The sequence below is a fragment of the Stenotrophomonas sp. PS02289 genome (assembly GCF_029960115.1).
Lineage (GTDB): Bacteria > Pseudomonadota > Gammaproteobacteria > Xanthomonadales > Xanthomonadaceae > Stenotrophomonas.
On record NZ_JASCOZ010000176.1, the window covers coordinates 1 to 8,673 of the forward strand.

Genomic DNA, 8,673 nt, shown 5'->3' on the forward strand with positions numbered 1-8,673 from the left:
AAGGGGTACTGCAATGAACGAACAGACCACGGCGGGGGCAGGCCTGCCCACCACCATTCCGCAGTACCTGGCCCAGCTGCGCGCCGCGCTGCACGACGCCGATCCGGCGATGGTGCAGGACGCGCTGTATGACGCCGAGGAGTACCTGCGTTCGGAACTGGCCGCACAGCCGGGCCGCAGCGAGGCCGAAGTGATCGCCGATGTCGCCGGCAGCTATGGCGCACCTGAAGAAGTGGCGGAGATCTACCGCGAAACCGAGATCACCGTGAACCGTGCATTGCGCACGCCCAGTGCCAGCGTGCGTCCCATCGCACGGGTAGTGCCGGCGGCCGAGCCAGGCGCTGCTGCGGCGGTAGCCGCCGTTGCCGGCAGCGCAAGCGTGGCCGCGACCGACGCACCGGTACCGCACCGCTCGGCACTGGCACGCTTCTTCGGCGTGGCGCTGGAACCGCGTACCTACGGTTCGCTGTTCTACATGCTGCTGTCGATGGCCACCGGCATCTTCTTCTTCATGTGGGTGGTCACTGGCCTGTCGCTGTCGTTGGGCATGATGATCCTGATCATCGGCATCCCGCTCACCGTGCTGTTCTTCGGTTCGGTGCGCGGGCTGGCGCTGCTGGAAGGGCGGCTGGTGGAAGTACTGCTGGGCGAACGCATGCCGCGCCGACCGCGCTATGCCGACCGCAGCCGCAGCTGGCTCCAGCGCATTGGTGACATGTTCACCGATGGGCGCACCTGGCTGACCATGCTGTACTTCGTGTTGATGCTGCCGCTGGGCATTCTCTACTTCACCGTGGCGGTCACGCTGCTGTCGCTGTCGCTGGCCTTCATCTGGGCACCGGTGGCGGCGGTCTTCGCACTGGGCGGCAGCCCTGGGATCTACATCGACGGCGAAATGCTGCTGCTGCCGGTGTGGGCGACGCCGATGCTGGCCATCCTGGGCGTGGTGATCCTGTTCTGCACCATGCACCTGGCACGCGCGGTGGGGCATCTGCATGGGCAGATGGCCAAGCATCTGCTCGTGCGGTTGTAGGCCGAGCGTGAGTGGCACGGTAGCGCCGAAGAGAACGGCAGGAGCCGTTCTCAACATCGCGAAGCGATGGCCCGAAGGGCGGCTGCCAGGACGGCAGGCGTAACGTTGGCCGGCCTTCCGGATGCGTCAAACGTTCATGAGGGCCGGCCAACGGCCGGCGCTACCGGGACCTCGAACGGATTGAGGTCTTAGCCGGCCTTCTTGCGGCGGATCGGCGTCACGTTCTTCGGCTTCACCGCCGCCTGCGCATGCGCGGCAAAGAACGCGCGCACCTTCGGATACACGGTTTCGCGCCAGCGACGGCCGCTGAAGATGCCGTAATGACCTGCACCTTCGACGATGAAATGCTCGCGGTGCTTTTCCGGGATACCGGTACACAGCGCCTGCGCGGCCTCGGTCTGGCCGAGACCGGCGATGTCATCGAGCTCGCCTTCAATGCTGAGCAGCGCGGTGCCGGTGATCGCACCGGGGTCCACGCGTTCGCCCTGCACGAACCACTCGCCACGTGGCAGCAGGAATTCCTGGAACACCACGCGGATGGTGTCCAGGTAATAGCGCGCCGGCATGTCCAGCACCGCGTTGTACTCGTCGTAGAAGCGACGATGCGCGTCAGCGTCTTCCATGTCGCCCTTCACCAGGTCGGCATAGAAGTCCCAGTGTGAGCTGAAGTGGCGGCTGGGGTTCATCGACAGGAACCCGGCATGCTGCAGGAAGCCCGGATACACCTGGCGGCCTGCACCGGGATAACCCGGCGGCACGGTGTGGATCACGTTGTTCTCGAACCACGACAGCGGATTCTGGGTGGCCAGGTTGTTCACGGCAGTGGGACTGCAGCGCGCATCGATCGGACCGCCCATCATCACCAGCGTGCGCGGCGTGGTCTCGCCACGGCTGGCCATCAACGACACCGCTGCCAGGACCGGCACGGTCGGCTGGCACACGCTGACCACGTGCAGCTTCTCAGCGCCCAGATGGCGGATGAATTCCTGCACGTAGCCGATGTAGTCGTCCAGGCTGAATTCGCCCTCGCTGGCCGGCACCATGCGCGCGTCGACCCAGTCGGTCACATACACGCGGTGGTCGCGCAGCAGCGTACGCACCGTGTCACGCAGCAACGTGGCGTGGTGACCCGACAGCGGGGCCACCACCAGCACGAACGGCTGGTTGAGCATGGTGTGCAGCTGGTCGGCTTCGTTGCTGTGGCGCTTGAAGCGCAGCAGCTTGCAGAACGGCTTGCTGACCTCTTCATGGACCACGATCGGCACGCGCTCGCCATCGACGTCGATTTCGTTGATGCCCCACTCGGGCTTCTCGTAATCCTTGCCGATGCGGTGGAACAGCTCATTGACCGCAGCGAGGCGGTCGGCACCGGGCATCTGCGACCACCAATGGCCCGGGTTGGCGAAGAACTTCGCGTTGGCCTGGGCCTGGTGCACCCAGGGTGCGAGCATGTTGCGGGTCAACTCATGCAGCTGGTAGAGCATGGCGTCCGAATATGTATGGTCATATGTTGCCGCGCAGCATAGCGCATCGGGGTGTGAAGCGCCTTAATAGGCACCGCGCTCCAACCCGGCCGCGTGGCCGGCCAGCGCCGGCGACAGCCAGCAGTGCGAGCCCAGCGCGGTGAAGCCCTCGGCCTTCAGGTGGCGACGGTACCAGCTGGCCGGGCGGGCCTGGAAGCCCTCGTGGTCGCCCTCAAACTCGTCCTCGGCGGTGAAGGCCTCCAGGAAGGCCACGCCACCGGTGAGCTCGGCAAAGCCGGCCAGGGCCGGGAGCAGCTCACGGCTGGGCACGTAATGCATGACATCGGCGCAGACCAGGAGGTCGACCGGCGGGCAGGGCCGCAGCCAGGCGAAGTCGCCGACCCGGGCCGGATGCAGGTTGCGGCTGCGTCCATAGCGCTGCACGGCGTACTCGCTGCTGTCGAAACCCATGTACTGCACGCGCGGGCGCAGCTTGAGCAGGGGCGCACGCCAGGCGGCTTCGCCGGCCCCGATATCCAGCACGGTGCGGATCGGACGCTCCAGGTAGTACTCGGCGCTGGCCACGGCCAGGGCGACCTTGCGTGCCAGGCGCGCCGCGCCGCCGGTCTGGTCGGGCTGGTACCAGCGCTGGAAGTAGGCGTGGTCGTAGGTCTTGGTCATGCGCACAGACAGGAAGCCGGAAACGGACGCCATGGTAGCGGACCGGCGTGCGTCAAAGCGTCGCGCATGCGCCTCGCCGGTGAATGGGTGAAAATGAACGACATTCCAAGCCAGCCGCCGGAGCAAGCGCATGCAGTCCTATTACTGGGTCAAGACCTTCCACCTGGTGTTCGTGGTGGCGTGGATGGCATCGGTGTTCTATCTGCCGCGCATCCTGGTCAACCTGAGTGAAACCGCAGGCCAGCTGCCCGTGGTGGAGCGCCTGCAGCTGATGGGCCTGCGCCTGTACCGGTTCGGGCACATGATGTTCGGCATCGCGCTGGTGCTGGGCGTGGTGCTGTGGCTGGGCTACCGCGTATTCCCGGATTTCCCGACCATGGTGGCCCCCGGCGCGGCCGGCTGGCTGCACGCCAAGCTGGGGCTGGTGGTGCTGCTGCTGGTGTACTTCACCTGGACCGGGCGGCTGCTGAAGGGCGCGGTGAAGGGCAAAACGCTGCCGTCTTCGCGCGCGCTGCGCTGGTTCAATGAGCTGCCGCTGGTGCTGTTCATCGGGGTGGTGTGGCTGGTGTTGGCCAAGCCGTTCTGACAAAAAAAACCGGGCGCATGGCCCGGTTTTTTGTTGCGCTTCAGGGACCGCCGATCAGGCGGTCTCGTACGCGCCATAGCTGCGCAGGCGCTCGTAGCGCTTCTGCAGCAGGTCTTCGGTGGACAGCTTTTCCAGCGCGTCCAGCTCGTTGAGCAGCACGGCCTTCAGGCGCTTGCCCATCGCGGTGGGGTTGCGGTGCGCGCCGCCGGTGGGCTCGCGCACGACCTTGTCGACCAGGCCCAGGCCCTTCAGGCGCGGCGCGGTCAGGCCCAGCTGCTCGGCCGCTTCCTTGGCCTTGCCGGCGTCCTTCCACAGGATCGAGGCGCAGCCTTCCGGGCTGATGGTGGAGTACACGCTGTACTCCAGCATGATGGTGCGATCGCCGACGCCCAGTGCCAGCGCGCCGCCGGAGCCGCCTTCGCCGATCACGGTGCAGATCACCGGGACCTTCAGCTCCGCCATTTCCATCAGATTGCGCGCGATCGCTTCGGACTGGCCGCGCGATTCGGCGTCGATGCCCGGCCAGGCACCGGCGGTGTCGATCAGGGTCAGCACCGGCAGGCCGAAGCGCTCGGCCATCTTCATCAGGCGCAGGGCCTTGCGGTAGCCCTCGGGCTTGGGCATGCCGAAGTTGCGCTTGATCTTTTCCTTGGTATCGCGGCCCTTCTGGTGGCCGATCAGCATCACCGGACGGCCGCCGATACGGGCCAGGCCGCCGACAATGGCCTTGTCGTCAGCGAAGGCGCGGTCGCCGGCCAGTTCCTGGAACTCGTCGCAGAAGATGCGGATGTAGTCCTGGGTGTAGGGGCGTTGCGGGTGACGGGCCAGCTGCAGCACCTGCCACGAGGTCAGGTTGCGGAAGATCTGCGCGGTGCGCACTCGCAGCTTGTCCTGCAGGGCGTGCACTTCGGCCTCGACATTGACCGCCGGGCCGGCGCTGGCGCTGCGCAGCTCCTGGATCTTGGCTTCCAGATCAGCGATGGGTTGCTCGAAGTCGAGATAGTTCGGATTCATCGGAAGCCGTCGTGAAGTAAAGAGGGGAAGTGTAGCCGAATGCGTCGAAATACCCCGTACGCCGTCGTTTGGTGCGTCAATTGGCCCACGGGGGGCTGTACCGCACTTTCAGCGTGCGTACCGCCGGGTCGGCGCGCAGCGCCTCCACCAGCTGGCTGTCCACGCGTACGGCAGTGTCGCCGGCCACGTCGAGCATGCCGGCCACCGGGCCCTGCGGCGAGCCCAGCAGCAGATCCAGGCGCAGGGGCGTACGTCCGGGGCGGTGGCGGTCCAGCAGCGCGTTCACGCGGCTCCAGACCGGGTCGCCCTGGCGCAGGTCCAGGCGCAGCGACAGCCGGGTCGCGTAGTTGGCGCAGATTTCCTCGTAGTCCCAGCACTGGCGGATGCGCAGCGCGTAACCACCGTTGAATTCGTCTTCACGCAGGCCGCCCTTGACCACCAGGATGCGGTCCTTGGTCATCAGGTGGCCGAACTCGGCGAGGCCGTCGGAGAACGCGCTGCATTCGACCCGACCGCGGCCGTCTTCCAGCTGCATGAATATCTGGCTTTCGCCCTTGCGGCGCACGCCCACGACCAACCCGGCCAGGATCACCGGGGTTTCCTGGCGCCAGGCACGCTTTTCGCCGTCCTTGCTGGGGCGGGCGGGGGGAATGAGTTTTTCCAGCATGCCCAGGTCGGTGCCGACCAGTTCCTTGACGTCCTCCGCCCACGGGTCGAACGGATGGCCGCTGAGGTAGAAGCCCAGCGTCTCACGCTCGCCTTCCAGCAGCTGCGCCAGTGCCCATTCCTTGGCTTCGGGCAGGTCCAGCTGCATCGCGGTGCTGACCGGGTCCGGTGCGCCGAACAGCGAGTTCTGCCCGGAGGCCTTCTCGCGCGACATCTGATCGGTGGCCTTGAGCACTTCCGGCAGCTGCAGCATCAGCGAGGCGCGGTTCTTGCCGAGGCCATCGAGCGCGCCGCAGTGGATCATCGCTTCCAGCGTGCGCCGGTTGAGCTTGCCCGACTCGATGCGCATGCAGAAGTCCAGCAGCGAGGCATAGCGACCCTTGGCGAGTCGCTCATCCACCACCGCTTCGCACGCACCCTGGCCCACGCCCTTGATCGCGCCCAGGCCGTACTGGATGGTGTCGGCGCTGGAGGCTTCAAACATGTACGCCGATTCGTTGACCTTCGGCGGCAGCACGGTCAGCCCGAGGTTGCGCACCTCGGCCAGGAAGCCCACCACCTTGTCCGTGTTGTCCATGTCCGAGGACAGGGTGGCGGCCATGAATTCAGCAGGGTAGTGGCGCTTCAGCCACGCGGTCTGGTAGCTGACCAGCGCGTACGCGGCGGCGTGCGACTTGTTGAAGCCGTAGCCAGCGAACTTCTCCATCAGGTCGAAGATTTCATCGGCCTTGGGACCGTCGACGCCGCCCTTGGCCGCACCCTCGCGGAAGATCTCGCGGTGCTTGGCCATTTCCGCCGGCACCTTCTTGCCCATCGCGCGGCGCAACAGGTCAGCACCGCCCAGCGAGTAGCCGCCGACGATCTGCGCCATCTGCATCACCTGCTCCTGGTACACCATGATGCCGTAGGTGTCCTTGAGGATGGCTTCGGTGCGCGGATCGGGATAGATGATTTCTTCCTGACCGTGCTTACGCGCGTTGAACGATGGAATCAGGTCCATCGGGCCGGGCCGGTACAGCGACACCAGCGCGATCAGGTCTTCAAAGCGGTCAGGGCGCGCGTCCTTCAGCAGGCGGCGCATGCCCGAGGATTCGAACTGGAACACCGCACCGGTATTGCCGTTGGCGAAGATGTCCTTGTACGTCGGGGCGTCGTCAAGCGGCAGGGCGGTGATGTCCACCGGCGGAATGCCGGCGCGCGCGTGCCGCTTGTTGATCGCCTTCACTGCCCAGTCAATGATGGTCAGCGTGCGCAGGCCGAGGAAGTCGAACTTCACCAGGCCGACTTCTTCGACGTCGTTCTTGTCGAACTGGGTAACCGGATTGCGGCCGCGGCCACCTTCGTCGTGTTCGGCGAACAGCGGGCAGAACTCGGCCAGCGGCTCCGGCGCGATCACCACGCCACCGGCGTGCTTGCCGGCATTGCGGGTCAGGTCTTCCAGCTGGCGCGCCAGGTCGATCAGGTCGCGCACTTCGTCTTCGGACTGGTAGCGCTGGATCAGCTCCGGCGAGGCCATTTCCGAATCCTTGCCTTCGCCCATCGCGTCCTTCAGCGAAATGCCGAGGATGTTGGGAATCAGCTTGGAGACGCCGTCGACCAGGCCATACGGGAAGCCGAGCACGCGCCCGGAGTCGCGCACCACGGCCTTGGCGGCCATGGTGCCGTAGGTGATGATCTGGCTGACCCGTTCACGCCCGTACTTGCGCGCGACGTAGTCGATGACCTCATCGCGGCGGTCCATGCAGAAGTCGATGTCGAAGTCGGGCATCGACACGCGTTCGGGGTTGAGGAACCGCTCGAACAGCAGGTTGTAAGGAATCGGATCGAGGTCGGTGATCTGCAGTGCCCACGCGACCAGCGAGCCGGCACCCGAACCGCGCCCGGGGCCGATCGGAATGCCCTGGTTCTTACCCCACTGGATGAAGTCGGCCACGATCAGGAAGTAGCCGGGGAAGCCCATCTTGATGATGGTGGCCAGCTCGAATTCCAGACGCTCGAGATAGTCTTCGCGGGTCTTGCCTTCGGCCAGCGGATTTTTTTCCAGGCGTGCGTCCAGGCCCTTGCGCGATTCGCTGCAGATCCAGCTGTCCAGCGTTTCGTTGTCGGGCACCGGATAGTTGGGCAGGAAGTACGTGCCCAGCCGCATTTCCACGTTGCAGCGTTCGGCCAGCGCCAGCGTGTTGTCGATGGCGTCGGGAATGTCGGCAAACAGCGCGCACATTTCCTCGGGCGACTTCAGGTACTGCTGCTCGCTGTAGTCGCGCGGGCGCTTGGGGTCATCCAGCACGCGGCCGGAGGAAATGCACACGCGCGCTTCGTGCGCGCTGAAGTCGTCCGGGCGCAGGAAGCGCACATCGTTGCTGGCGACCACCGGCAGGCCACGCTGGCCGGCGGCCATCAGCGCAAACTGATTGAAGGCTTCTTCGCCATCGCGCCCGGTGCGGGTCAGCTCCAGATGCAGGCCGTCGCCGAACACGCGCTGCCAGTCGGCCAGCTGTTGCTCGGCCAGGTCATGCCGGCCTTCGCCGGCAAGACGCCCGGCCAGGCTTTCGCGCCCGGCCAGCGCGAACAGGTTGTGGCAGCCGGCTTTGAGCCAGTCCGGATGCACGGCCACGCCGCCTTCCGGCCGGTGGCCTTCCATCCAGGCCCGGGTGAGCAGGCGCGACAGGCTCAGATAGCCTTCGCGATCACGGCACAGCAGGGTCATCCGCCAGGGCGTCATGCCCTCTTCGGCGATCATGATGTCGGCACCGGCAATGGGCTTGATGCCCACGGTCTCGGCGGCCTTGTAGAACTTGACCAGCGCGAACAGGTTGTTCAGGTCGGTGACGGCCAGCGCCGGCAGCTGCAGCTCGACCGCGCGGCTGAGCAGATTGGCCTGTTTGGCCTTTTTCGGGTCAGCCTGATCCGGTTTCGCCGGGACACGGATGGTCGAATCCGCCAGCGAAAACTCGGTGTGGACGTGAAGATGTACGAAACGGGAAGTGGACATGCCGGGCCAATGTAATGCGCGGTCAGGGTAGCGGTGCTGACGCACCCGAACAAGGTCTTGACATCACCGACCTTCGGTCCGTGATGTCCCCCCTAAGTTTTGATGTTCGATGGCCACCGATGCACTGTCGTGGCGGGTCGGGGTGGGCTGGAGGGGGCGTGAGCCGCATGGATGCGGCGATCGAGCTTACATGGACGTACTTGCAGCGTCCCCCGGAACGCCCATCCTGATCCGCCAA

Annotated in this window: 6 protein-coding genes; 2 read left to right on the forward strand and 4 right to left on the reverse strand. The window is 65.8% G+C overall.

The annotated features are described in order from the left end of the window. The first annotated feature begins 13 nt into the window (after nt 1–13). Entirely contained in the window at nt 14–1,033 is a 1,020-nt protein-coding gene (locus tag QMX83_RS18090; protein WP_282298033.1) for a sensor domain-containing protein, read from the forward strand. A 188-nt stretch (nt 1,034–1,221) separates the two neighbouring features. Here QMX83_RS18090 and phaZ read toward each other — a convergent pair whose 3' ends face one another. Together phaZ and QMX83_RS18100 are read right to left on the reverse strand one after the other, a co-directional pair. Further along, on the reverse strand, nt 1,222–2,517 hold the full coding sequence (gene phaZ, locus QMX83_RS18095) for a polyhydroxyalkanoate depolymerase (protein WP_282298034.1): 1,296 nt from the start codon (nt 2,515–2,517) through the stop codon (nt 1,222–1,224). Nucleotides 2,518–2,580: 63 nt separating this feature from the next. Then, nucleotides 2,581–3,177: a class I SAM-dependent methyltransferase gene (locus QMX83_RS18100; protein ID WP_282298038.1), complete on the reverse strand. Its 597-nt coding sequence runs from the start codon at nt 3,175–3,177 to the stop codon at nt 2,581–2,583. 130 nt (nt 3,178–3,307) lie between these two features. On the opposite strand from QMX83_RS18100, the gene QMX83_RS18105 reads away from it, so the two are divergent. Beyond that, on the forward strand, nt 3,308–3,763 hold the full coding sequence (locus QMX83_RS18105; protein ID WP_282298035.1) for a CopD family protein: 456 nt from the start codon (nt 3,308–3,310) through the stop codon (nt 3,761–3,763). A gap of 54 nt (nt 3,764–3,817) precedes the next feature. On the opposite strand, the gene QMX83_RS18110 is transcribed toward QMX83_RS18105, so the two are convergent. Together QMX83_RS18110 and dnaE are read right to left on the reverse strand one after the other, a co-directional pair. Then, a complete protein-coding gene (locus tag QMX83_RS18110) occupies nt 3,818–4,777 on the reverse strand; it encodes an acetyl-CoA carboxylase carboxyltransferase subunit alpha (RefSeq protein ID WP_282298036.1) in 960 nt (319 codons plus the stop codon). 76 nt (nt 4,778–4,853) lie between these two features. Then, nucleotides 4,854–8,435, reverse strand: coding sequence for a DNA polymerase III subunit alpha (gene dnaE, locus QMX83_RS18115; protein WP_282298037.1), 3,582 nt, complete (start codon nt 8,433–8,435; stop codon nt 4,854–4,856). Nucleotides 8,436–8,673: the final 238 nt, after the last annotated feature.

Bases quoted from the DNA above. Each gene is read 5' to 3' on its own strand.
- dnaE (WP_282298037.1), bottom strand. From the start codon at position 8,435: ATGTCCACTTCCCGTTTCGTACATCTTCACGTCCACACCGAGTTTTCG.
- phaZ (WP_282298034.1), bottom strand. From the start codon at position 2,517: ATGCTCTACCAGCTGCATGAGTTGACCCGCAACATGCTCGCACCCTGG.
- QMX83_RS18090 (WP_282298033.1), top strand. From the start codon at position 14: ATGAACGAACAGACCACGGCGGGGGCAGGCCTGCCCACCACCATTCCG.
- QMX83_RS18110 (WP_282298036.1), bottom strand. From the start codon at position 4,777: ATGAATCCGAACTATCTCGACTTCGAGCAACCCATCGCTGATCTGGAA.
- QMX83_RS18105 (WP_282298035.1), top strand. From the start codon at position 3,308: ATGCAGTCCTATTACTGGGTCAAGACCTTCCACCTGGTGTTCGTGGTG.
- QMX83_RS18100 (WP_282298038.1), bottom strand. From the start codon at position 3,177: ATGACCAAGACCTACGACCACGCCTACTTCCAGCGCTGGTACCAGCCC.